Annotated in this window: 25 protein-coding genes; 1 reads left to right on the forward strand and 24 read right to left on the reverse strand. The window is 48.8% G+C overall.

The genetic code is table 11. From position 1 onward, the window contains the following. Nucleotides 1-7 precede the first annotated feature (7 nt). The 18 genes from rny to OKS35_RS04910 form a co-directional block, all read right to left on the reverse strand. Nucleotides 8-1,570: a ribonuclease Y gene (gene rny, locus OKS35_RS04825; protein ID WP_035387855.1), complete on the reverse strand. Its 1,563-nt coding sequence runs from the start codon at nucleotides 1,568-1,570 to the stop codon at nucleotides 8-10. Between the two features lie 188 nt (nucleotides 1,571-1,758). Further along, nucleotides 1,759-2,808, reverse strand: a complete 1,050-nt coding sequence (recA, locus tag OKS35_RS04830) for a recombinase RecA (RefSeq protein ID WP_012726480.1) — start codon at nucleotides 2,806-2,808, stop codon at nucleotides 1,759-1,761. 76 nt (nucleotides 2,809-2,884) lie between these two features. After that, nucleotides 2,885-4,111 carry a competence/damage-inducible protein A gene (locus tag OKS35_RS04835; protein WP_264092600.1) on the reverse strand — a complete coding sequence of 409 codons (1,227 nt, stop codon included), beginning with the start codon at nucleotides 4,109-4,111 and terminating at the stop codon, nucleotides 2,885-2,887. Between the two features lie 62 nt (nucleotides 4,112-4,173). Continuing rightward, a complete protein-coding gene (gene pgsA / locus OKS35_RS04840) occupies nucleotides 4,174-4,752 on the reverse strand; it encodes a CDP-diacylglycerol--glycerol-3-phosphate 3-phosphatidyltransferase (RefSeq protein ID WP_074036832.1) in 579 nt (192 codons plus the stop codon). A gap of 32 nt (nucleotides 4,753-4,784) precedes the next feature. Beyond that, a complete protein-coding gene (locus OKS35_RS04845; protein WP_078147046.1) occupies nucleotides 4,785-5,657 on the reverse strand; it encodes a helix-turn-helix domain-containing protein in 873 nt (290 codons plus the stop codon). A gap of 27 nt (nucleotides 5,658-5,684) precedes the next feature. Beyond that, nucleotides 5,685-6,461 (reverse strand): YmfK family protein, encoded by a 777-nt coding sequence (locus tag OKS35_RS04850; RefSeq protein ID WP_012726484.1) that lies wholly within the window; start codon nucleotides 6,459-6,461, stop codon nucleotides 5,685-5,687. Between the two features lie 93 nt (nucleotides 6,462-6,554). Next, nucleotides 6,555-7,268, reverse strand: coding sequence for an elongation factor P 5-aminopentanone reductase (gene ymfI, locus OKS35_RS04855; RefSeq protein WP_264092601.1), 714 nt, complete (start codon nucleotides 7,266-7,268; stop codon nucleotides 6,555-6,557). After that, nucleotides 7,247-8,506, reverse strand: coding sequence for an EF-P 5-aminopentanol modification-associated protein YfmH (gene yfmH / locus OKS35_RS04860; protein WP_074036828.1), 1,260 nt, complete (start codon nucleotides 8,504-8,506; stop codon nucleotides 7,247-7,249). The genes ymfI and yfmH overlap by 22 nt, the downstream gene beginning before the upstream one ends. After that, the gene (gene yfmF, locus OKS35_RS04865; protein ID WP_196430829.1) at nucleotides 8,503-9,741 is read right to left on the reverse strand and encodes an EF-P 5-aminopentanol modification-associated protein YfmF; all 1,239 of its coding nucleotides are present in this window, start codon (nucleotides 9,739-9,741) and stop codon (nucleotides 8,503-8,505) included. The genes yfmH and yfmF overlap by 4 nt, the downstream gene beginning before the upstream one ends. Before the next feature lie 7 nt (nucleotides 9,742-9,748). Beyond that, a complete protein-coding gene (locus OKS35_RS04870) occupies nucleotides 9,749-10,300 on the reverse strand; it encodes a cob(I)yrinic acid a,c-diamide adenosyltransferase (RefSeq protein WP_012726488.1) in 552 nt (183 codons plus the stop codon). A gap of 49 nt (nucleotides 10,301-10,349) precedes the next feature. Next, complete coding sequence (locus OKS35_RS04875) at nucleotides 10,350-12,059, reverse strand: ATP-binding protein (RefSeq protein ID WP_264092602.1); 1,710 nt, start codon at nucleotides 12,057-12,059, stop codon at nucleotides 10,350-10,352. Further along, nucleotides 12,056-12,772, reverse strand: coding sequence for a response regulator transcription factor (locus OKS35_RS04880; RefSeq protein WP_147538010.1), 717 nt, complete (start codon nucleotides 12,770-12,772; stop codon nucleotides 12,056-12,058). Before OKS35_RS04880 ends, OKS35_RS04875 begins: the two co-directional genes overlap by 4 nt. Before the next feature lie 160 nt (nucleotides 12,773-12,932). Next, nucleotides 12,933-14,117 (reverse strand): c-type cytochrome biogenesis protein CcsB, encoded by a 1,185-nt coding sequence (ccsB, locus tag OKS35_RS04885; RefSeq protein WP_031423441.1) that lies wholly within the window; start codon nucleotides 14,115-14,117, stop codon nucleotides 12,933-12,935. Then, the gene (locus tag OKS35_RS04890) at nucleotides 14,117-15,661 is read right to left on the reverse strand and encodes a cytochrome c biogenesis protein ResB (protein ID WP_078147051.1); all 1,545 of its coding nucleotides are present in this window, start codon (nucleotides 15,659-15,661) and stop codon (nucleotides 14,117-14,119) included. Before OKS35_RS04890 ends, ccsB begins: the two co-directional genes overlap by 1 nt. 19 nt (nucleotides 15,662-15,680) lie before the next feature. Beyond that, complete coding sequence (gene resA / locus OKS35_RS04895; protein WP_047795228.1) at nucleotides 15,681-16,262, reverse strand: thiol-disulfide oxidoreductase ResA; 582 nt, start codon at nucleotides 16,260-16,262, stop codon at nucleotides 15,681-15,683. A gap of 136 nt (nucleotides 16,263-16,398) precedes the next feature. Beyond that, the gene (locus tag OKS35_RS04900; RefSeq protein ID WP_012726494.1) at nucleotides 16,399-17,157 is read right to left on the reverse strand and encodes a pseudouridine synthase; all 759 of its coding nucleotides are present in this window, start codon (nucleotides 17,155-17,157) and stop codon (nucleotides 16,399-16,401) included. A gap of 4 nt (nucleotides 17,158-17,161) precedes the next feature. Next, nucleotides 17,162-17,755 (reverse strand): SMC-Scp complex subunit ScpB, encoded by a 594-nt coding sequence (gene scpB / locus OKS35_RS04905; RefSeq protein WP_074036818.1) that lies wholly within the window; start codon nucleotides 17,753-17,755, stop codon nucleotides 17,162-17,164. Then, nucleotides 17,733-18,500 carry a segregation/condensation protein A gene (locus OKS35_RS04910; protein ID WP_264092603.1) on the reverse strand — a complete coding sequence of 256 codons (768 nt, stop codon included), beginning with the start codon at nucleotides 18,498-18,500 and terminating at the stop codon, nucleotides 17,733-17,735. Before OKS35_RS04910 ends, scpB begins: the two co-directional genes overlap by 23 nt. A gap of 83 nt (nucleotides 18,501-18,583) precedes the next feature. Between OKS35_RS04910 and OKS35_RS04915 the strand changes: the two genes are divergently transcribed. After that, the gene (locus tag OKS35_RS04915; RefSeq protein ID WP_214781375.1) at nucleotides 18,584-19,051 is read left to right on the forward strand and encodes a DUF309 domain-containing protein; all 468 of its coding nucleotides are present in this window, start codon (nucleotides 18,584-18,586) and stop codon (nucleotides 19,049-19,051) included. Nucleotides 19,052-19,082: 31 nt separating this feature from the next. Here the strand turns inward: OKS35_RS04915 and OKS35_RS04920 are convergent, their stop codons facing one another. From OKS35_RS04920 to deoB, 6 genes are all read right to left on the reverse strand, one after another. Continuing rightward, a complete protein-coding gene (locus OKS35_RS04920; RefSeq protein ID WP_214781377.1) occupies nucleotides 19,083-19,361 on the reverse strand; it encodes a hypothetical protein in 279 nt (92 codons plus the stop codon). Between the two features lie 92 nt (nucleotides 19,362-19,453). Beyond that, on the reverse strand, nucleotides 19,454-19,810 hold the full coding sequence (locus tag OKS35_RS04925) for a GCN5 family acetyltransferase (protein ID WP_074036814.1): 357 nt from the start codon (nucleotides 19,808-19,810) through the stop codon (nucleotides 19,454-19,456). A gap of 89 nt (nucleotides 19,811-19,899) precedes the next feature. Then, nucleotides 19,900-20,340 carry a peptidylprolyl isomerase gene (locus tag OKS35_RS04930; protein ID WP_074036812.1) on the reverse strand — a complete coding sequence of 147 codons (441 nt, stop codon included), beginning with the start codon at nucleotides 20,338-20,340 and terminating at the stop codon, nucleotides 19,900-19,902. A gap of 114 nt (nucleotides 20,341-20,454) precedes the next feature. Next, nucleotides 20,455-21,756 carry a pyrimidine-nucleoside phosphorylase gene (locus tag OKS35_RS04935; RefSeq protein WP_074036810.1) on the reverse strand — a complete coding sequence of 434 codons (1,302 nt, stop codon included), beginning with the start codon at nucleotides 21,754-21,756 and terminating at the stop codon, nucleotides 20,455-20,457. Between the two features lie 28 nt (nucleotides 21,757-21,784). Beyond that, nucleotides 21,785-22,594: a purine-nucleoside phosphorylase gene (locus OKS35_RS04940; protein WP_012726501.1), complete on the reverse strand. Its 810-nt coding sequence runs from the start codon at nucleotides 22,592-22,594 to the stop codon at nucleotides 21,785-21,787. Nucleotides 22,595-22,607: 13 nt separating this feature from the next. Then, a complete protein-coding gene (deoB, locus tag OKS35_RS04945; protein WP_264092604.1) occupies nucleotides 22,608-23,774 on the reverse strand; it encodes a phosphopentomutase in 1,167 nt (388 codons plus the stop codon). Nucleotides 23,775-23,779: the final 5 nt, after the last annotated feature.

Genomic DNA, 23,779 nt, shown 5'->3' on the forward strand with positions numbered 1-23,779 from the left:
GCTTCGTTTACTTCGCATAATCGACGGAACGTGTTTCACGAATGACCGTCACTTTGATTTGTCCAGGATAATCGAGTTCGTCCTCGATTCGCTTACAAATATCACGTGCCATCTTACCGGCGACGACATCGTCAACGACATCAGGGCGAACGATAATCCGAACTTCACGTCCTGCTTGAATCGCATACGATTTCTCGACACCTTCGAACGACTCACAGATTGATTCGAGTCGCTCAAGACGACGGATGTAGCTTTCAAGTGTCTCTTGGCGAGCTCCAGGACGCGCTGCTGACAAGGCATCAGCCGCTGCCACAAGTACAGCAATCGTCGATGTCGCCTCGACGTCCCCGTGGTGGGAAGCGATCGAATTGATGACGACCGGATGTTCTTTGTATTTCGTCGCGAGTTCTACACCGATTTCAACGTGACTACCTTCGACTTCGTGGTCGATTGCTTTCCCGATATCGTGTAAGAGTCCTGCCCGTTTCGCGAGCGTGACATCTTCACCAAGTTCGGCTGCCATCATCCCGGCAAGATGTGCCACCTCAACCGAGTGAGACAAGACGTTCTGACCATAACTCGTACGATAACGCATGCGACCGAGCGTCTTGACAAGGTCTGGATGGAGTCCGTGAATTCCGGCTTCAAACGTAGCTTCCTCCCCGTATTCACGAATGCGTTCATCCACTTCACGGCGAGACTTCTCTACCATTTCTTCAATTCGAGCGGGGTGAATCCGACCGTCTTGAACGAGTTTTTCAAGCGTCATCTTCGCGATTTCACGACGAACCGGGTCGAACCCTGACAAGATGACGGCTTCTGGTGTGTCATCGATGATGAGGTCAATCCCAGTCAACGTTTCGAGCGTCCGGATGTTACGTCCTTCGCGCCCGATGATACGACCCTTCATCTCATCACTCGGTAAGTTGACAACGGATACCGTCGTCTCGGCGACATGTTCAGCTGCATATCGTTGCATCGTGAGAGATAAGAGGTGTTTCGCTTTTTTATCCGCTTCTTGTTTTGCTTTTTGCTCGATTTCTTTTTGAAGGAGAGCAGCATCGTGAAGCGCTTCCTGCTTCGCTTCGTCCATGATGATGGTACGTGCTTCATCTTTCGAGAGGGATGCCACGCGTACAAGTTCTCGGCGTGCCTCTTCGTATAACTCCTCCACTTTGCTTTCGAGCATTTCTGCTTCACGCTTGCGTTTTTCGAGTCCTCGTTCCTGTTCATCTAGCGAGTCTTCTTTCCGCTCGAGCATGTCTGCTTTGCGGTCAAGAAGCTCTTCCTTTTGAACGAGGCGATTCTCTTTCACTTTCTGTTCTTCGCGACGTTCACGCAATTCTTGTTCCGTCTCATTACGAAGTTGAATCATCTCTTCTTTTACTTCAAGCCGTGCTTCTTTTTGCATCGCTTCCGATTGTTGTTTTGCTTGCTCTACAATCTTAGTCGCTTCCGTCTCGGCACCTTGAATCTTCGCTTCGGCGATCGATTTACGCACAAAAAAACCTGCAACAAAAGCTATCGGCAAAAGGAGGATCAGAATAAGCCAGTATAGCCATTCCATCATGTTCACCTCCCTTTCGCAAGGTTATTTTATTTTTTTAATAAGTGAGATACACGGGCAAGCCCGCGCATAACTTTATTGTACTTATTTAATAGGGAGAATGCAATGCACGGACAGGATAGAACTACCAATTGCCTAAAAAATTATACTAAAAAAATCTCACTCGAAAGAATTCGAGTGAGACGATGTGCTTATTCGTCATCGAGAAGTGAGAGGACTTCGTCGTCTTCGCCTTCGACCGTGACCGTTTTTTCTCCATTCAATCCGTAGTGATCTCGAATCTGTTGTTCGACCTCAGCTGCGATTGCTGGATTTTCTTTCATGTATTGCTTGGCGTTTTCACGGCCTTGACCAAGACGTTCTTCATTGAACGAGTACCAAGCTCCGCTCTTTTGAACGATGTCGAGGTCTGCACCGATATCGATGAGTTCCCCTTCACGCGAGATCCCCTCACCATACATAATATCAACTTCCGCTGTTTTGAACGGAGGTGCAATCTTGTTTTTTACAATCTTGATCTTCGTACGGTTCCCGACCATATCTTGACCTTGTTTGAGCGTCTCCGCACGACGAACTTCAAGACGTACAGAAGAGTAGAATTTCAAGGCACGGCCCCCTGGAGTCGTTTCCGGGTTACCGAACATTATCCCGATCTTCTCACGGATTTGGTTGATGAAGATGACAATCGTTTTCGACTTGTTCGTCGCACCAGACAACTTACGAAGTGCTTGAGACATCAAACGAGCTTGAAGACCGACGTGCGAGTCTCCCATTTCCCCTTCGATTTCGGCTTTCGGTACGAGTGCCGCAACCGAGTCGACGACGAGGATATCAACTGCTCCCGAGCGAACGAGCGCTTCAGCGATTTCGAGCGCTTGCTCCCCAGTATCCGGCTGTGAAAGGAGCAACTCATCGATGTTGACCCCAAGATTTTTAGCATACTTCGGATCGAGTGCGTGCTCGGCATCAACGAATGCTGCTTGACCGCCACGCTTTTGGACTTCTGCAATCGCATGAAGGGCAACCGTCGTCTTACCTGAAGATTCTGGTCCGTATACTTCGATGACACGACCACGTGGATATCCACCCGCACCGAGCGCGACGTCGAGGGCGATTGACCCTGAAGGGATGACCGATACTTGTTGGTCTGTATTTTCACCAAGGCGCATGATTGAGCCTTTACCGAATTGTTTTTCAATCTGGCGTAATGCCATTTCTAACGCTTGTTTACGATCACTCATAGATAAATGAGCCTCCTTTAATTGATACTCTTATTATACGTGAACACTGTACGATACACAAGTTTTTTACGAACATTTATTCGCCTTTTTTGATTCGTTGAATGAGAGCCCATAATCCGTCCTTCGCGGCTCGCATGCGGATGATATTCCGTTCTTGATGGGGATACGTCCGCTCGATGACCTCTATTCCGTTTGGTGTCTTCACTCCGATATAGACCGTACCGATCGGACGACCCGAATTCGATGTCGGTCCTGCCTCTCCCGTGAAAGAGAGGGCATAGTCGGCATGGGTGGTCTTTGACAATCCGTCCACCATCTCATAGGCAACTTCTTTTGAGACGACTGAGTGCTGTTCAATTGTATCAAGCGAGACCCCTAAATACCTATTTTTTAGCTCATCCGAATAGGTCACGACTCCACCTAGAAAGACGACTGAAGCGCCAGGTGTTGATGTAACCATCGATTGTACCTCACCGCCGGTCAACGACTCAGCAACAGCGAATGTTCGATTCAATCTAGACAATGATTGGACAAGGTGTGATGCAATCGTCTCATCGTCAGAGCCAAAGTAGTACGAACCGACCCGTTTCAGGATTTCAGTCTTCACTTCTTCAATCATCTGACGCGCGGTCACCTCGTCCGTCGCTCGAGCACTGATCCGAAGTCTTGCCTCTCCCGTCTCGGCGTAGGGGGCAACGGTCGGATTCGAACCATCCAATAAGTCCTTCACGGCATCATCGAGAGCGGATTCTCCAATCTCATAAAACCGTAATGATTCTGAGACGAGCGTCGCTCCTGATAGTTTCTTAGGAAACGCCGCCTCGACCAATGCTTTCATCTCACGTGGCACACCCGGTAAAAGCAACCACGTCGTATCTCCGGCAATCCACATGCCCGGGGCAAGCCCGACCGGATTTGGTAATACGTCGGCTCCGCTGAGCACGTCGGCTTGGCGAGCGTCCCCATCATTCATCAATCGATTTCGTGACACGAGGAATCGTTGAATCGTCTCATACGCTTCCTCATCCCGAACGATCGGACGGTCTAGTAAGTCGGAAAGGACTGTCTTTGTGACATCATCCGCCGTCGGACCGAGTCCACCCGTGACGATGACAAAGTCGGAACGACGACGGGCGATTTCAAACGTCTCTCGCATTCGTACCGCGTTATCCCCGACAACTTGATGATACAAGACCGGCACACCGTACTTCGACAGTTGTTCTGATATGTAACTCGCATTCGTATTGACGATTTCCCCTAAGAGCAACTCGCTTCCTACCGCAATGATTTCGGCTCGTTTCATCTCATTTCCTCCTCAACTTCAAAAAAAAGACGAGCTAGATCAACCAACTCGTCTTTGTCGACTTACATCGACTTCACAATAATCTTATAGTTTTGTGCGAAATATTCGGCACCTGAGTAAATTGTAAGTACGAGCGCCAACCACATCGCCCATTCGCCAAACGGGATCCCGACATAGCTAAAGATCGGGTTACCGAACAGTAAGAAGATGATGGCAAAGAGCTGCACCCACGTCTTCGCTTTTCCAGATTTCCCGGCCGCGACGACAATCCCTTCATCGGCAGCGACGAGACGTAAGCCTGTAACCGCAAATTCACGTGATAGAATCACGACGACGACCCACGCCGCGACGAGATCCATCTCAACGAGCAACACAAGGGCCGCCGTGACGAGCAGTTTATCTGCGAGCGGGTCCATAAATTTACCAAAGTTCGTGACTAAGTTATGCTTACGGGCCAAATGTCCGTCTAACCAGTCTGTAATGGCCGCAATCGTAAAAATCACACCAGCGATAAATTGGTGCATCGGGATATCAGCGCCTAAAAAAGCGATGTTTCCCCAATCAAAATCAACAGCGAGTAAGACGACGAATACGGGGATCAAGACCACGCGTAGCATCGTCAATCGGTTAGGTAGGTTCATATAGAACGCCTCCTCTTAGAAGGAGAGTCGACTTATTCGGCGTCGACTCTCTTTACAAAAATATTTTGTGTGACCGGAGACTCTTGAAGCTCGAGCTCACGACCGTTGACGACGATTTTCTCAACGCCTGCGATGAGTCCGATTCGAATACGCAATGTGTCCGTCTCGGCATCTTCAATGACAATCGGATTCTGTTTCGACTGGTTCGGATATTCCGGTGCGAGAAAGGCTCCTTCTAACGACGTATCACGAACACCCACGTAAGAGGCAGGTGACTCCTTCACATAAATCTCGGTCGACAGTTTCTCGTTCGTCGCGAGTTCATAAGTGATATCTGCCCCATTCGACTCCTTCACCGCAATCGGACCAGATTCCGCTGGCGGTTCTTCTTCGGTCGGCTCCTCTTCAGTCGGTTCCTCCTCGACCGGTTCATCAGCCGGGACATCCTCATTCTGGTCGACTGTGACACCAGAACTTGGCGGTTCGGCAGGACTTGCATCCTGACCACCGAAGTCGATGCTTCTCACTGCGAAATAAATCGCGGTGATGAGCAAGAAGACCGTGAGAACGAGGAGAACTTTCGGAACCCATCTCGAGACCCGACTTGTCGACTCGGAAGCCTTCGAATACGTTTTCTTCCGAGAGAGTTGAACAGACGGCTGTGCCTCGATGACCGGTAAATCTTTTGCATATGTCTCGTATAATTCATCCACATCTAGGCCGAGCGACTCCGCATACGTCTTAATGAACGCCCGTGCATAAAAAGAGCCAGGGAGATTTTTGTAATCACCTTCCTCGATTGCGATGATATAGCGCTTTTGAATCTTCGTCGTCTGCTGGATTTGGTCGAGCGTCAATCCGCTCTCCTCACGCTTTTGTTTCAAAAAAGTCCCTAGTTCTGTCACAGGGGTCCACACCTTCCATTCACATAATTATTCAAACCATTCTGACTCACGATGCGTTTCTTGTGGGATGATGATTGTCTCATCCGGATTGTTTCTCAATTCAATAATATAATCAAAGTCTTCATACACGCAATCGGTGTTTCGGACGTACAGGTCAGGGTGTTCGATGACTTTCACGGCCGGCAACCGCATGACTTCACGAATGAGCTGGCGATGTCGTTCATCCATCGTTCGGGTAGAGACGGCACCATCGATTATGTATACGTGATCGCCTTCCCGTTCCTCTTCAAATAATGAGGTCCGAACGGTCTGTTTCATCAGTGTCGAGGAAAGAAACAACCATCGTTTGTTCGCACACACACTCGCTGCTACGATGGACTCCGTCTTTCCGACGCGTGGATTTCCACGAACACCGATTAACAAATGGCGTTCTTCCTTCATCAGTTCCGCAACGAAATCGACGAGAATGCCCAAATCTTCACGGACGAAGCGAAACGTTTTTTTGTCATCACTATCATGGTCGATATAACGACCGTGACGGATTGCAATCCGGTCTCGTAACTTCGGACGGCGCAACTTGATGACGGCAATAGCTTCCATCCGCTTTAAAATATGCTCGAGTCGATGCACATGATCGGCGGCAGGTGCTTTGAGCAACATTCCCCGTCGCTGCAAATCGACCCCATTGATGGTGACGATGGAGATTTGAAGCATCCCCATGAGAGATGCGATGTCTCCGAGGATACCCGGTCGATTCTGACACAATTCATATTCGAGATACCACTCTTCGAATTTATGTTCCATCCCCAACCATCCTTTCGAGCGAGTTCGCTACCTTGCCTATTTTAAATTATTTTAGAAGAATTGAAAAGAACAGGTTTATTTACATAAATCGGATCATTGCCAACCGCCGTCGACGCGTATCACCGTGCCCGTCATATACGAGGCGTCCGGTGAGCACAAGAAACGGATCGTGTTGGCCACGTCCTCTGCCGCACCGAGACGTCCAAGTGGAATGTCATCGATCACGGATTGTTTCGACTCTTCTACCGTATCATTCATTGGCGTATCAATCCACCCCGGGGTCACCGCATTGACTCGAACATTGAACGGTCCGGCTTCTCGTGCGAACGCCTTGACGAAGCCGAGCTGTGCCGCTTTGACGGTTGAATAAAACACCTCAGCCGCCGCACCGACCTCTCCCCATACACTCGAGACAATCACGATATCCACGTGATGATCGTAAGGCTTCCTTGCAACGACGGACTGGATGAGTCGGATCATTGCCCGAACATGTACATCGTACAGCCGGTCGAGATCATCCATCGACTGGTCGACGACGAGACCATGGAGCGCATGTCCGGCCACATATACAATTCGGTCGATGTCCAGCATATCCTGCACCCACGACTCAACAGCGTCACGGTCTGTTAGGTCACAAGGGAGAATTTCTGCCGAAAGATTCTCTTCATCTATCAAATGACGGAGTTTTTCACTACCCTCGTTCGCATGCAAAATCAGTTCATCTTCACGAAAAGCGAGCGAGACGGCACGTCCGATGGTACCGCTCGCTCCAACAATCAATGTCTTCATGGTTTTTTGACGATGCATACCGTTCGTTGTTCATGGCGGAACAAGCGCTCGTATGCTTCGTATAGTTCGTCGAGTGTGATGGCATCAATCAAAGTCGGGATTTCAAACAAATTCCCATCATTGAGTGCATATCGAGAGAACTGATTTGCGATGAATTCCGGTGAGTTCAATGCTTTCAAGAACTGCCCTTGCATCATGCGTTTCTTCCGGTCGAGCGTCTCTTGACTCAACTGAAGTGGACGTTCTAACGCCTCCGTCACACGGCCGACAAACGCATCTACTTCCGACGTCTCCATCGACAAGGCGGCAAAGGCAAACGTTTCCTCTGACGTATAGTCAAACGAGAAGGCATCGTCAATCAATCCTTCAGCATAAAGTTCTGTATAAAGAGGAGCTGTCGTGTCGAAGAGCGCATGCATGAGCAATTCTACTGTCAATTCTTGCTTCAGACCTGCTTCCCCAGCTTGTGGTACATCCTTATACCCAATCATGACTTTCGGTACAGAGACGTCCATCTCGATGACCCGTTCTGACAGACGAACCGTGGTCGGCTCATATACTGTCTCACGAGCACTCAATCGTGGTGTCTCAAAAGATTTACCTGCTTGGTTATCTCGAATCAACGCAAGCATCTCATCCGGTTCGATGTTCCCGACGACGAACAATGCCATGTTGCTCGGATGATAGAACGCTTGATGACAGGTGTACAAGTCTTCCGCCGTGATCTTTGAAATCGATTCGATTGTACCTGCGATATCAATCTTGACGGGATGTGTCTCGTACATCGCCTCAATTAAACCAAAATACAAGCGCCATCCCGGATTGTCTTGATACATTTGAATTTCTTGACCGATGATGCCTTTCTCTTTCTCGACCGACTCTTTCGTAAAATAAGGAGTCTGGACGAAATCAAGTAGCGTTTGTACGTTTTCCGAAATCTTGGACGTGGCACCGAACAAATAAGCCGTCCGTGTGAAGGAAGTGAAAGCGTTCGCTGACGCTCCTTGACGACCGAATTGTTGGAAGACGTCACCATCTTCTTTCTCGAACATCTTATGTTCTAAGAAATGTGCGATACCATCGGGAACCTCGATCCAGTCTTCTAGTTTGAAGCGTCGGTCAATCGATCCATATTTAGTCGTGAACGTCGCGAATGTTTTTTCATATCCAGTCTTTTTCAACAAGTAAACGGAGAGGCCATTGTCGAGAACGTGATGATGTAACGTCTCTCCGACGTTAGGAAAGTCTAATTTCATGCTTCTCCTCCTTTCAAGCAATAAACCGCTTCGAGTTCCATTTCTTTCGCAAGCGCAACGACATGATCTCGTGTCGTGTTTTCAATGATTGCCATCTCTTCGTCTAACGAGAACGGACGAACGTCTGCTCCACTCATCCAAGCAATCAATTGACGTGGACTGTCTCCAAGTTGTCGACGTTGATGGAACAACAACTCTTTCGTCTGTTGCAACGTCTCATCCTCAAACTCGCCCGCTTGTAAAGCGTTCAATTGCTCTTCGATGATCTGTTCGGTTTTTTGCTGGTTCGACGCATCGATGCCGGCATAGACGAACAACTTCCGACTGAGGGAACTATATTGTGAAGCGGCATAGTACGCCAGGCTCTCTTTTTCACGCACGTTCATGAACAGTTTCGAGTGAGGGAATCCTCCAAACAATCCATTCACGACTTGCATACGAATCGCCGCTTCCGTTCTTGGGTCGACATTGAGTGAATAAGCGAGATGGAGCTTGCTTTGTTTAATGTCTTGGTGTTCTTCCAAACGCTTGAACTCTCCTCGACTCGCTTCTGGTAACAGGCGTGGTCGACGTGTCCCAAGGGATTCCAATGGATTGAAAGCCTGTTCGACTTGCTCACGATTGACATCCCCGACAACATAGATGTCCACACGGTCATGTTGAATCATCGATTGATATGCCTCATACAATGATTTCGGTGTGACATGGTCGAGTTGCTCAAGCGTACCGAGTGACGGAATCGCAAGTTCTCCTCCGAGCATTTCTTGTAGACGCTGTTGGGCGAAACGCATTTTGTCATCATAGACCGATTCGATACGCTGACGTTGCAATCGACGTTCCTGCTCGACGATAAGTGGCTGGAACGCCCCATCGTATGCGTTCGGACGAAGGAGAACGTCTTCGAGTAACTCGATTGCCTGACTCAATACGTCTTCTCCGACAAGATGATCGTTGACGACTTCGAGTTGGAATTGGATGACGTGCTCCTTTCCGATCTTAGATGCACCAGCATATAAGTTTGTGTCATACAACTCCTCTAGCGGTGTGTGAAATAACTCAATGGATGGATACGTTGCCGTCGATTTCTCCATAATGAACGGGAGCAATGCCCGATCTGCGACCGTCTCCGCCGATAATGGAGCGGCGAATGACACGAGACAAGTCGTCGTTTTAAATTTTTTGGTCGGATAGACCGAGTAGTGCAATTGATGTTGGAACTGTTCGATTCCTTTCATCTGCCGATCACTCCTTTTTTCGTTTTGGTTGAAACACGGCAGCGCCGCGCGCATATTCTTGATCCGGCACCCCTGCCACGACGTTCGCGTAACGGGCAACCGTAAATAAATAATCACTCAAGCGGTTAAAGTAAGGCAATTGCCGGTCTGCGACTCCGAGAGCCGCTAAGTCACGCTCGACCCGTCGACAGACGGCACGAGCCACATGTAAGCTAGCTGCGGCAACGCTGCCGCCCGGAAGGATGAAGCGCACAAGTTCCGGACAGGACTCCTCCCACTCATCCATCCATCGTTCTAGTTCCGTCACGATTGACAAATCGACCATTTTTGGCGGTGCCTCAGCATACATCAGCTCCGAACCGAGGTCGAACAAGTCGTGCTGAATCTTCGTCAGCTGTATTCGGAGCGTCTCATCCTCTTGATGCGCGATGGCGAGTCCAATCTGACTATTCAACTCATCGAGATGACCCATCGCTTCAATCTGAGGATGGGATTTCTCGACACGACTACCGATTAATGATGTTTCACCCTTGTCGCCCGTTCGTGTATAACGTTTCATTCGACTCCCCCCTTAAAATGCCACAAATGGTGACTCAAGCGAGTCACCATTACGAGTTGTGTGGTTGTTCAAATGGTAAGTAAATCTCGAAGGTGGTTCCGACCCCGAGTGTACTCGATACGCTCACTTTTCCGTGATGGGCATCGACCACATTCTTCACGATCGCGAGTCCGATGCCTGTCCCTGTCTTCGAACCACTGGTCCGGGCTTTATCGGCTTTATAGAATCGCTCGAAAACGAACGGCAAATCCTCTTTTGGAATTCCATGACCTGTATCCGTCAACTGAATCCGTAGCCCGTCCGTCTCTTCTGTGGCCTCAATCCGAATTTCTCCAGAATCGGTATGCGCGATAGCATTTCCAATCAAGTTGGTGAACACTTGCTCGAGACGATCGCCATCCGCCTCGATGAGACGGTGCGGGGCGTCGGTCTGTAAACGAATCTCTTTTTCAGATGCCATCTGATTGAACTTTCGCATGACTCGGGGCAAGAAATCACCGATATCAAACGAAGTGAAATGCATCGTCTCTTTACCCGATTCGATGCGTGCCAAATCCAACAAATCATTGACGAGTCTTGCCAAGCGGAGCGATTCATCATAGATGATGGAGGCGAACTCTTTCGTCGCCTCGTCACTCTCAGTGATGCCATCGATGATTGCCTCTGAATACCCTTGAAGCGTCACGAGCGGTGTCCGGAGTTCATGGCTAATGTTCGCCACAAAATCGGTCCGCATCTTATCGAGTCGATGACTTTCTGACGTATCCCGGATGACAACGACAGCACCCTCGAAATCGTCTTCTCCGACTAGTGGTGTGACTGTCAGTGTATAGTACCGCTCATCCTGTTTCACTTCGATCGTCTTTTCAGACGTCCCCTCCATCACTTCGTCATAAAGAGACAATACGACTTCATGTGGTTGCCCATCTTGAAGTAATGGACTCGCTTGCGGGTTCGTGACAATCACGTTCGCATGACGATCGAGTGTAATGACACCGTCTGCCATCGAACGAAGAATCGACGCAAGTTGCAGCCGTTCCCGGTCAAGGGCATTCACATACTTCGAAAGCTGACTGCTCATTGCGTTGAAAGAAGCAGCGAGTCCTCCAATCTCATCCCGTGTCTTCGTCTCCAAACGCAAATCAAATTGCCCCTCTCCCGTCTTATTGACTGCATCCCGCATCGCTCGGAGCGGTGCCGTGATTCGTGTCGACAAGAAGAAAGCGAAGACGGTCGTGACGATGATGGCCGAAGCGACGGTCCAAAGAATGATGGTCCGTGCTCCCGCGTTCGCACTCGAGATCGCATCGAGCGGTTCGAGCAGGTAGAGCGTATACTGTCCTGTCGATAAGGAGAAGGTCGTCCGATACGCTAATGCGGCCTGGTCGTCAAAAGATGAGAAATTCCCGATGGCCGTCTCACCGACCGCCTGATAGGTTTCCCAATCCTGTCGTTCAAGTTCCACCATCAAACCATCCACTTGATTTCCAAAATTCGATCGGGTCGTCCCGTTCTCTAAGATATAGTTAGCCCCGTACACTTCGATGATTTGATCAATCGTCTGGGACGTGTCACCTTCATTCAACAAAACCGATTGGACCTGTCCACCGAGCTTGGCAAGATGGCCTCGTTCCTGGTCGATATGAAAGGAATTAAAAAATTCAAGCATCAACACCGAGACGATGAATAAGATGACACTGACCAAAACGAGAATCGTCAGCCACAGTTTCGTGACGATGCTGTTTCGACGAATCATCATTCACTGGCAGCTTCGAACTTGTACCCGACACCCCATACGGTCGTGATCATATGCGCCGCGTCCGGTGAGACACGATTCAATTTCTCACGAAGACGTTTCACATGCGTATCGACGGTCCGAAGGTCTCCGAAAAATTCGTAGTTCCATACTTCTTTTAACAACTGCTCTCGTGAAAAGACTTTATCCACCTGTTTTGCGAGGAAGAACAATAACTCATATTCTTTTGGTGTGAGGGCGATTTCCTCGCCGTCCACCGTGACGCGGTGTGCATCATTATCGATTGTCAGATGTGGGAAGACGATCAAATCCTTCGACTTCTCACTCGTGTGCATGAACTTCGTCGAACCAGAGCGGCGAAGCAATGCTTTGACGCGGAGCACGACTTCACGCGGACTGAACGGCTTGACGATATAATCATCCGCCCCGACTTCGAATCCTTGGACACGGTCGATTTCTTCACCTTTCGCCGTGAGCATGATGACCGGTGTCGCTTTCGTCTTCCGGAGTTCTGTACATACTTCAACCCCATCCATCTTTGGCATCATCAAATCAAGCAAGATCACGTCGTATTCGTTATCAAGGGCAAGCGCGAGCGCCTCTTCGCCATTGACCGCTTCTTCAATCACATACTGTTCACGTTCTAAGTACATTTTCAAAAGTCGGCGAATTCTCTCCTCGTCGTCGACTACTAAAATCTTCGTTTTCTCAGCCATACCTGAAACCCTCCTAAGACCCATTACGAGTTGTAGCGAATGTTGCACAATTGTGAACATTCCACTCTCTGCCATAACTATACCACTCTATTATTTCGCTTCACAACGATGATTTGATGGACCAAATGAAAAAGAAGTCACAATTGTGACTTCTTTTATGTCAGGCATACGAATGCAGACCGGCAATGACCAGGTTGACGAAGACGAGGTTGAACATGATGATGGCAAATCCACCGACACATAACCAGGCCGCTTTCGTTCCTGTCCAGCCACGCTGAATGCGCATATGCAAGTAGTAAATATAGATCAGCATCGTGATGAGGGCCCAAACTTCTTTCGGGTCCCATCCCCAGAAACGGTTCCAGGCAATCTGTGCCCAAATCATCGCAAAGATCAGACCACCAAGGATAAAGACCGGTAATCCAATCGCGACCGAGCGATAGCTGATTTCATCAGCAAGGTCGAGATCGACTTTTTTTGCAAGGGGTTGGAGCGCTTCAGCGACGCGTTTACGCAAGATGACAAAGCGGAGCAACACATAGATTACAATTCCGCCGATGACCGACCAGATGAGCGTGTTCAACTTGAGTGTATTGATCCAGTTCGGGAGCTCGAGTGACAAGCCACTCGCGCCAGACACGAGTTGTGCACCTTCTGGGACGAACAAGATCGGCATGAAATATTCATACGTCTCCGCTTGACCGCGGTCGTTCGTGAACTCGACGACACCTCCGGCACCAATCCCCTTGAATAACATCGAGACGATGATGAAGCCGAGCGTGCACATGAGGACAAACATCGTCACTTCGAGCCACGTCCGTGACTTAGACTGTTCTTTCATCGATGTTTCGTTCAATAAGAAAATGAGGCCCGATGCAAAACTAATGGCCAAAATCCCTTGTCCGAGCGCAGCCGTCGTAACGTGAATTTTCAGCCATACACTGTTGAGTGCCGGGATGAGCGGTGCGACCTCACTCGAGAACATTGAAGCGAAGGCGATGACGAGTAACGCCACCGGCATCGCGAACAAGCCGAGTACATCATTTTTATAAATTCCATATACGACGAGGAACCCAAGTACCATCATCATACCGAAGAACGTCGTATATTCGTACAAGTTTGATACCGGCGCATAGCCGACACCTGCCCAGCGCATAAAGAAATATGTCATTTGAGCGACAAAGCCGATGATTGCCAAGATAAAGGCGTATTTCCCATAGGCAACACGGTTGACGTTTCGATCTTTACGCATACCACTGACGGCAATCGTAAAGAGAACCGTCGAGATTGCGTACAGGAAGAACGCGATAAACAGCATTCGGCTGCTCCATTCAATCCATTCCATCAAGATTCCCCTCTTTCATCTGTTGACTCGTTCTCCGACTTCTCTGTGAATCTCGCCTGGTCTTCCCACATCGGTAAGCCAGTTTGTTCTAATAGCGGCGACACTTCACGACGGAGCGAGGACGGGTTTTTATTCGTAAAACCGGCGACAAGCACGCCCTCTTCATGACGACGGATCCAAACGCGACGGTGTGGCCAGTACATGCCCATCGCAATACCGATCATAAAGATCGTGGCACCGACGATCAAAATCGGATAGGTGGAGTCACTCTTCACACGTAAACCACTCGTGCTCGCCATCTCTGTACCTGCAAACTGGACATCGTAGCGGTTCTCTTCATCAGCGACATTCAGACGAATGCCGATTAAATTCGACTCCGTTTCTCCTTCAGGTGATTCAACGTTGAAGAAGAAGGCAGGATTCAGTGCACGTGGTGATTTCGTATTCGGTTGTCCATCTTTCACTTCAAAGTCTGGATACAAATCTTTCAACGTGACGGTGACCCCATCGAGCTCATAAGACTTTTCCGGATTCTCCAAATCAACTTTGAACGGACCATATTCGTCGCCGGTTTCTTTATCGGCCAACATGAACGACATCGATAAGAACTCTGGACGACTTGAATATTGTTCCTGATACACTTCAAATTTATCGAACTTAAACGGGTGGTTGACTTTCGTCGAACCGACATCGACTTGCTCGAGTTGCGGCGATCCGTCCTCGTTCGTTCCCGTCTTTTTGAATAACGTCAACTCTGTCTCATAATTTTTAGGAACGGCTCCTGCTTTTTCAATGGCGGCCGCGAACTTCGCGTCCTCTTCATTGTTCTCAGGGTCGTACATTTCAAGAATGAACTGGTCGTTCCTTAAGTAGTACTCGCCGTTAGTCGCCTCTAGCGACACCGTTTCGCCTTCACGCACCCATTCGAGCGTATCCGTATGGAATGCAGGGAACACTCGCAGCATCGCCCCTAGGAAGAAGATGACAAGTCCGAGGTGGTTGACGTACGGACCCCAACGACCAAACCGGTGTTTCTCTGCTAACAGAGCATCGCCGTCCCGTTTGACGGTATATCGTTTCTTTTTAAGTGCGACTGCGATCTCGTCAATTTGAGCCTCCGTCCCATCACCTTGTCCGAAGAGACGTTGCCCCTTCATAAAACGTTCTGTCCGTCTGACCGGTTGTTTTTTAAGCGCCTTATAGAGCGGAACCCCACGGTCAATCGACACGACGACGAGTGAGAGCGTCAACATGACAATCAGACCGATGTACCACCACGATGTGTATAGGTTATGGAATCCGAGGGCGTAATAAATAGAACCCGGTGTTCCATACTCCTCCATATAATATTGTTCAGGCGGTAATTGTTGTGGGATGTACATCTCTTGAGGAAAGATTGTTCCGATTGCCGAACCGACAATAATCAATGCAATTAACCACAACCCCACTTTGACCGATGCAAAGAAGTTCCACACACGGTCAATGATCGATTTCGGACGACGCTTCGACCGTAAATCAGCGCCTTCGTATTTCATATCTAGCATCTGTGCGTCCCCCGTTCGCTTACAATGACTTCTCGGCTAGCTCCATCAATTTCTCTTTCGTGAGTTCACCTTCATACTTTTCAATTACGTTCCCTTCACCATCGATGACGAATGTGACGGGTAGGTTATAAATGCCATACGCTCCTTCGACTTCGCTCTGGGTATCCATCAAAATCGGATAGTCGAGCCCGACACCAAGGTCGTTGATGAAATTATCGACACGAAGCGGTGTCTCTCCGACGTTCACGGCCCAAAAATCGACACCCATGTCTTGAAGTGTCGCATAGTTTTCTTGTACGACCGGCATCTCTTTCTTACACGGTTCACAGAACGTACCCCAGAAGTTCAAGAGCATCCCTTTCCCTTCGTAGTTATCTCGCTCATACAAGGTCGAACCGTCGAGTGTGACGAGCTTGAAGTTCGGTGCCTCGTCGCCCGCCTCGATGCGTCCATCATTACCCGCTTGGTCGAATGTTTGCATGATCGTAACCGCTCCCGCGAAGAGAACGACCGTCATGATCATCATCCGCCAAAATGACCTCTTTTTCTTTTTTGCGACCGCTTGTTCCATCCGGTCGTCTTTTTGTTGATCTTTTGTCATCGTTTTCACACCATCCTTCAGTTGCTATTGTACTGAAAAAACATTAAAAACGCACATTAACAGACTTTTTTCATTTTTTTGTCACACAATCTACACAATCAAAAAAATCATCCTATTTCAGGACGATTTTTTGTTGTTATTTTTTCTTCTTTTTGCCTCGTGGTTTCGGTGGAACGGTAGGGTTCGCAAGTTCACGAAGCTTACTGATTTCTTTGTGTGAAAGTTCACGCCAGTCGCCCGTGTTCAGACCGTCGAGCGTCAAGAAACCGAACTGTTCACGCTTCAGTTTGATGACCTCTGAACCAATGGCTTCCACCATCCGACGGATTTGACGATTGTGACCTTCCGAGATGACGATTTCGAGGATGGCTGTGTTCTTCTTCTGGTCTACAGACTTCATCTTCACTTTCGCACTTCCCGTTTTAAATCCGTCATCGAGTTCGACACCAGACTCAAGCTGTTTGATGGCCAAGTAAGATGGGATATTCTTCACTTTTGCCACATAGCGCTTTTGAATTTTATATTTCGGGTGTGTCATCATGTTCGAGAACTCGCCATCGTTCGTCAAGATGATGAGCCCCGTCGTGTTGTAGTCAAGACGACCGACCGGGAATACCCGTGCTCCTGGTGGGACGAGGTCTGTGATGACTTTACGACCTTTGTCGTCATCGACCGTCGATACGTAGCCACTCGGTTTATAAAGCAAATAGTAGACGTGCTCTTCTTGTTCGATTTTGACGCCATCGACTTCAATCTCTGACTTCGGTCCAACTTTCGTCCCGAGTTCACGGACGACTTTTCCGTTCACGCGGACGCGACCATCCAAAATCATTTCTTCCGCTTTCCGACGCGAGGCGACCCCCGCTTGTGCGATTACTTTTTGCAAACGTTCCATATGATTAATCCTTCTCCAATCTCTCTTCTTGCTTCGGTGATTCCTGACCGAAGAACAAATCGCCTTCGTCTGTCAGTTCATCCTCAAATGTTAATGGTGGCAATTCTTCGAGCGAGTTGAACCCGAAATGGTCGAGGAAGTGCTCTGTCGTACGATACAGCTTGGCACGACCAATCGTCTTCGCACGACCAGCCGATTCGATCAATCCTTTCGATAACAACGTATGGATGACCCGTTCGACTTTGACTCCGCGAATCTCTTCGATATCCGCTCGTGTGACCGGCTGTTTGTAGGCGATGATAACTAGCGTCTCCATCGCTGCACGTGAGAGCGCCTGCTCAGCCATCGTCCCGACATATTTTTGAATGTACGGAGAGACGTCCGGAACGGTCACGAGCTTGTAGACACCTGCCGATTCCATGAGCTGAAACGGTCGATTCGATGACTTGAACGATGTCTCTAGCTTACTGAGCTGTTCTCGTGCCGCAGCTTCTGAGATATCGAGCGTCTCGGCAAGCGCTCGTACTTCCATCCCTTCATCACCGACGACGAACAGCAATCCTTCAATAATCGTCTCATAAGACAGCAACCGCTTCATCCCCTTTCTTTGATGATTCAATGAATGAGATTTGAATATCTTGGTCTAGTTGTTTTGTTACGACGACCCGTAGCTTGATCAGCTCAAGAAGCGCCATAAACGTCACGACGAGATCTGAGACGTTCGGTTGCTCGACAAAAAAGGCGAAAAACGATGTTTGTCTCGTCGACGATACGTGTTCATGAAGACGCGTCATCTGTTCTTCAAGCGTACGCTCTTCCCGCTTGATCGTCTTTTTGCGTCGTTCTTTCCAACGTTTCCGTTCAATCATCTTCGAATAGGCGTGCAATAGATCGGAGAAGTTGAGTGGACCGTCATACTTAGACACCTCTTCAGACATATACGTCGTCAAATCTTCACCCGGTCGCGTATACAATTCAAGACGGTGTTCTTCTTGTTCACGCATGAAGACGACCGCTTCTTTATATGCTTTGTATTCAATCAATTGACGAATGAGACCTTCACGCGTCGGTTCCTCACTGAAGTCTGGAACCTCTTCATCCTCGACCGAAACTGGCGGTAACAATTGCTTGCTCTTCAATTGGAGCAACGTCGCCGCCATGACCAAGTATTCACTGGCCACATCGAGTTCAAATTTTTGCATCGTGCGAATATAGCCGACATACTGGTCAGTGACTTCTGCCACGGAAATGTCGACGATATCAATCTCCATTTTTCCAATCAAATGGAGCAACAGGTCGAGTGGACCTTCGAACGTATCAATTTTAACGTTATAGGCTTCCATAGAGACACCTGCCATTTTACATTTTTGCGCTTTAGTATAACATGTTTTATAACACCGTGGACACGAAAGGAGAAAATTGATTCATGACCCCTTTTATTCATTATACGTTGCTTTTTGAATGTCATGCCGATTATTTCGAATGTCATGAGGTATTAGAAGAGGCGTGGCAGGCAGACGGACGCCGTCACCACGGCTATGCGGCACTCATCCAATACGCCGTCATCCACTATCATTTACGACGAGACAATCTCATCGGCGCGAAAAAGAGCTTGCGACTCTTACGTCGAAAGATTGACATCGCTTCTCCCTATTTGAATGAACTCGGTCTAGATGTCGACTCCTTCATCGCACAACTCGAGGAATGGCCGCTTCGCGCGACGATTCCATTGCAATCAGATGTCCGTGAGACGGTCGAATCCCTAAAATCGACGTTTCCATCGACGGACCTAGCGTTCGAGCAATTGGTCCACAAGCATCTGCACCGTGACCGGAGTGAGGTCATCACGGAACGGGAGTTGGCACTTTTAAAAAGGCAACGTGCCAGAAGTTGACGTCAAGATTCAAGAAGTCTCCTTTTCATGATCAATGATGATTTTTTAACTTCTTAAACGCCATCACCCAACTCTCGAGATCGCTCCGATCATGTAAATATTCAGAAGGGGTTTCAAGTAAATCCATGCCAACTATCGTTTGTAAGCAGGACCAAACCACCTCGTCAGAAGCTGTCCAATCAAATCCATCTATATTTTCATACTGTTCCATCCACTGATGTGCCCAATCAGAGATTTCTTCTCGCGTTCGTTCTTGCCTGAGCACTTGCTCCATTCGATTGATCAGTTCATCAATTGTTACTCGATTCATGAATCCACCTCATTTAAAGGGTTTGTGATTTACTCCATGCAATATGCAAAACCCCCGCAGTCACAGGGTCGTGATTGCAGGGGTTTGTATCGTCAGACGACTAATTGATTCCATTTATCCAATAAATCGCCCGTCTTGCCTGTACCGGTTAGCGTCAAATCAAGTGGAAGGACGTTTCTTACCTCGTCTAGAAGCTCGTAAGAACGTTTCTCGCCACGGAATGATGGCGACAAGGCGATATGATCGATGACCATTGTCGTTTCTTGTTGCTCCATACCAATGATACCAACGAAGTCTTCACCGACTTTCCACAAATAGAGGAACTTCGACTCCTCCTCGTCATACGATCGGACGAGTTCAAGCAAGCTTAGCGGAGATTTGTCACTGCATGAGAATGCGAGTAGACCCATCGCCGTCTTTTCATAAGAACGTTTATATTTGACCAGCATCGCTGGGTTCACCACCTTTTGTCATTCAAGTTTCACGACGTGAACACGTGAGAGACATGGTTCATTGTGCCATACCCTTCAGGCAAAAATCAATTCTCGTCCCAAACCTTCACTTCTGCCATCTTCGTACCTTGACGAAGTTTGACGGCATGCTCAAGACCAGATGTCACTTTACCGAATACCGTATGGACACCATCCAAATGCGGTTGTGGCTCATGGACGATGAAGAACTGTGAAGACCCTGTGTCACGACCTGCGTGGGCCATTGAGAGTGAACCCGCTTCGTGTTTGTGTGGGAACGATGTCGATGTCTCACAAGGAATCGTATAGCCTGCGCCACCCATTCCAGTTCCTTGTGGGCAACCACCTTGGCTGACGAAACCAGGGATGACACGGTGGAACGTCAATCCGTTGTAAAACCCGCTGTTCGCAAGTTTTTCGAAGTTTTCGACCGTGATTGGTGCTTCACCGTGGAATAAATCAAATTCAATCATTTCGCCATTTTCAAGTTTCATAGAACCTTTTTTCATGTTTCAAGCAACCCCTTTTTCATAATATGTATCCTGCTGTTTGACACTCACATTACCCATCTTATCAAAAAAACACGTCTGTCTCCACTTTTTTGTGGAAACAGACGTTCTGCCTTATTGAATCACCGCGTGAACGAGTGGACGGGCCTCTGGTTTCGTTGCACCGATCGTATACGCATGGTCTAAACGCTCGATGGCTGAAGACATGTCTTCGATGTTCGAACGGAGTACCGCGATCACATCGCCTACCTCGACACGGTCGCCGACTTTTTTCTCAAGCGTGATGCCTGCCGCAAAGTCGATTTTGTCTTCTTTTGTCGCGCGTCCTGCACCGAGAAGCATCGCCGCAACACCTACTTCGTCTGCGATGATCGACTCGACATAACCTGCTTCTTTTGCGACGAATGTCGTCTCATATGAAGCTTGTGGTAATTTCGTCACATCATCGACGAGTGATGCGTCGCCACCTTGTGCTTCGACGAACTTGCGGAACACCTCGAGGGCGTGTCCATCTGCAATGCGCTTCTCAAGATCGGCATATGCTTCTTCAAACGTTGGATAGAATTCACCGAGGACAGCCATATGTCCAGCGATCGTGAGAGCGATTGTTTTCAAATCTTCGACTTCTTTACCTGAAAGGACTTCAATCGCTTCTTTCACTTCGTTCGCGTTCCCGATTTCAAAGCCGAGCGGTTGGTCCATGTCTGTGATGACCGCGACCGTCTTACGTCCGACGTTTTTCCCGATTGCGACCATTTCTTCCGCGAGGGCTTTCGCATCATCAAACGATTTCATGAACGCGCCAGAACCTGTCTTGACGTCAAGAACGATACTGTCCGCGCCTGCTGCAATCTTCTTCGACATGATTGAACTTGCGATGAGCGGGATCGATTCGACCGTAGCCGTAACGTCGCGGAGCGCATACAAGCGCTTATCGGCAGGCGTCAAGTTCCCTGTCTGACCGATGATCGACATTTTGATATCATTTACTTGTTTCGTGAATTGTTCTTCCGTCAATTCAACGTTGAACCCCGGGAATGATTCGAGCTTATCAATCGTACCACCCGTGTGACCGAGACCACGACCGCTCATCTTCGCAACGGGGATGCCGATTGAAGCAACGAGTGGTGCCACGATCAAGCTGATTTTGTCCCCGACGCCGCCCGTCGAGTGCTTGTCAACTTTTTTCCCTTCGATGTTGGAAAGGTCAATCGTATCACCAGACTTCACCATTTCCATCGTCAATGCAGCCGTCTCGTTTTCAGTCATCCCATTGAAGTAGATGGCCATCGATAAGGCTGACATCTGATAGTCAGGGATTGATTCGTTCGTGAAACCTTCGACAACGAAGCGAATCTCCTCTTCGTTCAATTCTCCACCGTTACGTTTCTTTAAAATCAAATCGACCATACGCATAACTGTCGTCCTCCTAAAATTAAGTTACTTACATGCTTTTAATCGTGCCACGTACGAGAGAGAGGAAGTCTTGACGAACGCGCTCTGTCGTTTCGATGACTTCTTCATGGTTGAGTGGTTGATCTAAGATGCCTGCTGCCATGTTCGAGACACACGAGATCCCTAGGACACGCATATCCGAATGACGCGCGACAATGACTTCTGGAACGGTCGACATACCAACGACGTCGCCACCGAGAAGACGGGCCATTTTGACTTCAGCTGGTGTTTCGTACGTAGGACCTGTGTTACCGAAGTAAACCCCTTTTTGTACAGAAAGTCCAAGGTCTGAAGCGACACGTTCTGTCAATTTCACGAGCTCTTTATCGTACGCTTCTGACATGTCAGGGAAACGAGTCCCGAATTCACTCGCATTCTTCCCGATGAGCGGGCTCGTACCAAAGAAGTTGATATGATCTGTGATGATCATCAAGTCGCCTGGGTTGAATGACTCGTTACATGCTCCTGCCGCGTTTGTGACGATAAGAGTCTCGACACCGATCAATTTGAGGACACGAACCGGGAACGTCACTTGTTCCATCGAGTATCCTTCATAGAAGTGGAACCGTCCTTGCATGGCGACGACTCGTTTTCCTTCAAGTTCACCGAACACGAGTTGACCCGCATGTCCTTCGACAGTCGATACCGGGAAGTGTGGAATCTCCTCATAAGGAATCGCTACCGGGTTCTCAATCTCGTCCGCGAGGACTCCAAGTCCCGACCCTAGAATGAGTCCGATTTCTGGTGTACTGCCCATACGCTCCTGCAAAAACGCTTTTGTTTCGTTCCAATTTACCATGAATATTGCCTCCTCAAATTTCGTTTAAGAAACTCTTTCCGTTTGATGGTGCCGCGACGTCAAAGTTGTCAGCGACGGTCGCACCGATATCTGCGAACGTACCACGAATGCCTAAATCAACCGCTTTCGCTCCGTTGTGATGAACAATGAGCGGAACGTATTCACGCGTGTGATCTGTACCGGCATGAACAGGGTCATTTCCGTGGTCAGCCGTGATGATGAGCAAGTCATCTTCACGAAGGCGCTCCATCACTTCCGGTAAGCGAGCGTCATACTCTTCAAGCGCGACCGCATAGCCTTCCGGGTCACGACGATGACCGAATAATGCGTCGAAGTCAACTAAATTCAAGAAGCAGAGCCCTTCGAAGTCTTCCTCGAGCGACTCGACCAATTTGTCCATGCCATCCATGTTCGATTTCGTGCGGACCGCTTTTGTCACACCTTCACCATCGTAAATATCGCTGATTTTCCCTAATGCGATGACGTCTTTCCCAGCTTCCTCGAGCGTGTTCATGACGGTCTTGCCGAATGGTTTCAAGGCGTAATCGTGACGGTTTGCCGTACGGACCCATGCTCCTGGTGTCCCGATGAACGGGCGAGCGATGATTCGTCCGAGCATGTATGGATCTTCACGTGTGATTTCACGAGCGTATTCGCAGATTCGGTACAACTCATCAACCGGCACGACGTCCTCGTGTGCTGCGATTTGAAGGACTGAGTCGGCTGATGTATAGACAATCAGAGCGCCAGTCTCGACATGTTCTTCACCGAGTTCGTCCAAAATTTCTGTTCCTGACGCCGGTTTGTTTCCGATGATTTTACGTCCGCTGAACTCTTCGAGGCGGTGAATCAAGTCATCAGGGAACTCCTCGAATACACGGAATGGTGTATCGATATGAAGACCCATGATTTCCCAATGTCCTGTCATCGTATCCTTACCAGCTGAGATTTCTTCCATGCGACCATACGCACTCGGTGCATCCGATGCATCGATGCCTTGAATCGGCTTGATGTTCGAAAGTCCAAGTTTACCCATGTTCGGCATGTTCAATCCGTTATGTTCACGCGCGATATGCCCGAGCGTGTCGGCCCCTTTGTCACCGAACTGTTCAGCATCTGGTGCTTCACCGATACCGACCGAGTCCATGACGACTAAGAAAATACGTTTAAACTTCTTCACAAAAA

Source organism: Exiguobacterium sp. N5 (assembly GCF_025842465.1).
Lineage (GTDB): Bacteria > Bacillota > Bacilli > Exiguobacteriales > Exiguobacteriaceae > Exiguobacterium > Exiguobacterium profundum.

What these genes read in the sequence shown, in the direction of transcription:
- rny (WP_035387855.1), bottom strand. Translation starts at nt 1,570, where the DNA reads ATGATGGAATGGCTATACTGGCTTATTCTGATCCTCCTTTTGCCGATA.
- recA (WP_012726480.1), bottom strand. Translation starts at nt 2,808, where the DNA reads ATGAGTGATCGTAAACAAGCGTTAGAAATGGCATTACGCCAGATTGAA.
- OKS35_RS04835 (WP_264092600.1), bottom strand. Translation starts at nt 4,111, where the DNA reads ATGAAACGAGCCGAAATCATTGCGGTAGGAAGCGAGTTGCTCTTAGGG.
- pgsA (WP_074036832.1), bottom strand. Translation starts at nt 4,752, where the DNA reads ATGAACCTACCTAACCGATTGACGATGCTACGCGTGGTCTTGATCCCC.
- OKS35_RS04850 (WP_012726484.1), bottom strand. Translation starts at nt 6,461, where the DNA reads ATGGAACATAAATTCGAAGAGTGGTATCTCGAATATGAATTGTGTCAG.
- ymfI (WP_264092601.1), bottom strand. Translation starts at nt 7,268, where the DNA reads ATGCATCGTCAAAAAACCATGAAGACATTGATTGTTGGAGCGAGCGGT.
- yfmH (WP_074036828.1), bottom strand. Translation starts at nt 8,506, where the DNA reads ATGAAATTAGACTTTCCTAACGTCGGAGAGACGTTACATCATCACGTT.
- yfmF (WP_196430829.1), bottom strand. Translation starts at nt 9,741, where the DNA reads ATGAAAGGAATCGAACAGTTCCAACATCAATTGCACTACTCGGTCTAT.
- OKS35_RS04870 (WP_012726488.1), bottom strand. Translation starts at nt 10,300, where the DNA reads ATGAAACGTTATACACGAACGGGCGACAAGGGTGAAACATCATTAATC.
- OKS35_RS04875 (WP_264092602.1), bottom strand. Translation starts at nt 12,059, where the DNA reads ATGATGATTCGTCGAAACAGCATCGTCACGAAACTGTGGCTGACGATT.
- OKS35_RS04880 (WP_147538010.1), bottom strand. Translation starts at nt 12,772, where the DNA reads ATGGCTGAGAAAACGAAGATTTTAGTAGTCGACGACGAGGAGAGAATT.
- ccsB (WP_031423441.1), bottom strand. Translation starts at nt 14,117, where the DNA reads ATGGAATGGATTGAATGGAGCAGCCGAATGCTGTTTATCGCGTTCTTC.
- OKS35_RS04890 (WP_078147051.1), bottom strand. Translation starts at nt 15,661, where the DNA reads ATGCTAGATATGAAATACGAAGGCGCTGATTTACGGTCGAAGCGTCGT.
- resA (WP_047795228.1), bottom strand. Translation starts at nt 16,262, where the DNA reads ATGACAAAAGATCAACAAAAAGACGACCGGATGGAACAAGCGGTCGCA.
- OKS35_RS04900 (WP_012726494.1), bottom strand. Translation starts at nt 17,157, where the DNA reads ATGGAACGTTTGCAAAAAGTAATCGCACAAGCGGGGGTCGCCTCGCGT.
- scpB (WP_074036818.1), bottom strand. Translation starts at nt 17,755, where the DNA reads ATGAAGCGGTTGCTGTCTTATGAGACGATTATTGAAGGATTGCTGTTC.
- OKS35_RS04910 (WP_264092603.1), bottom strand. Translation starts at nt 18,500, where the DNA reads ATGGAAGCCTATAACGTTAAAATTGATACGTTCGAAGGTCCACTCGAC.
- OKS35_RS04915 (WP_214781375.1), top strand. Translation starts at nt 18,584, where the DNA reads ATGACCCCTTTTATTCATTATACGTTGCTTTTTGAATGTCATGCCGAT.
- OKS35_RS04920 (WP_214781377.1), bottom strand. Translation starts at nt 19,361, where the DNA reads ATGAATCGAGTAACAATTGATGAACTGATCAATCGAATGGAGCAAGTG.
- OKS35_RS04925 (WP_074036814.1), bottom strand. Translation starts at nt 19,810, where the DNA reads ATGCTGGTCAAATATAAACGTTCTTATGAAAAGACGGCGATGGGTCTA.
- OKS35_RS04930 (WP_074036812.1), bottom strand. Translation starts at nt 20,340, where the DNA reads ATGAAAAAAGGTTCTATGAAACTTGAAAATGGCGAAATGATTGAATTT.
- OKS35_RS04935 (WP_074036810.1), bottom strand. Translation starts at nt 21,756, where the DNA reads ATGCGTATGGTCGATTTGATTTTAAAGAAACGTAACGGTGGAGAATTG.
- OKS35_RS04940 (WP_012726501.1), bottom strand. Translation starts at nt 22,594, where the DNA reads ATGGTAAATTGGAACGAAACAAAAGCGTTTTTGCAGGAGCGTATGGGC.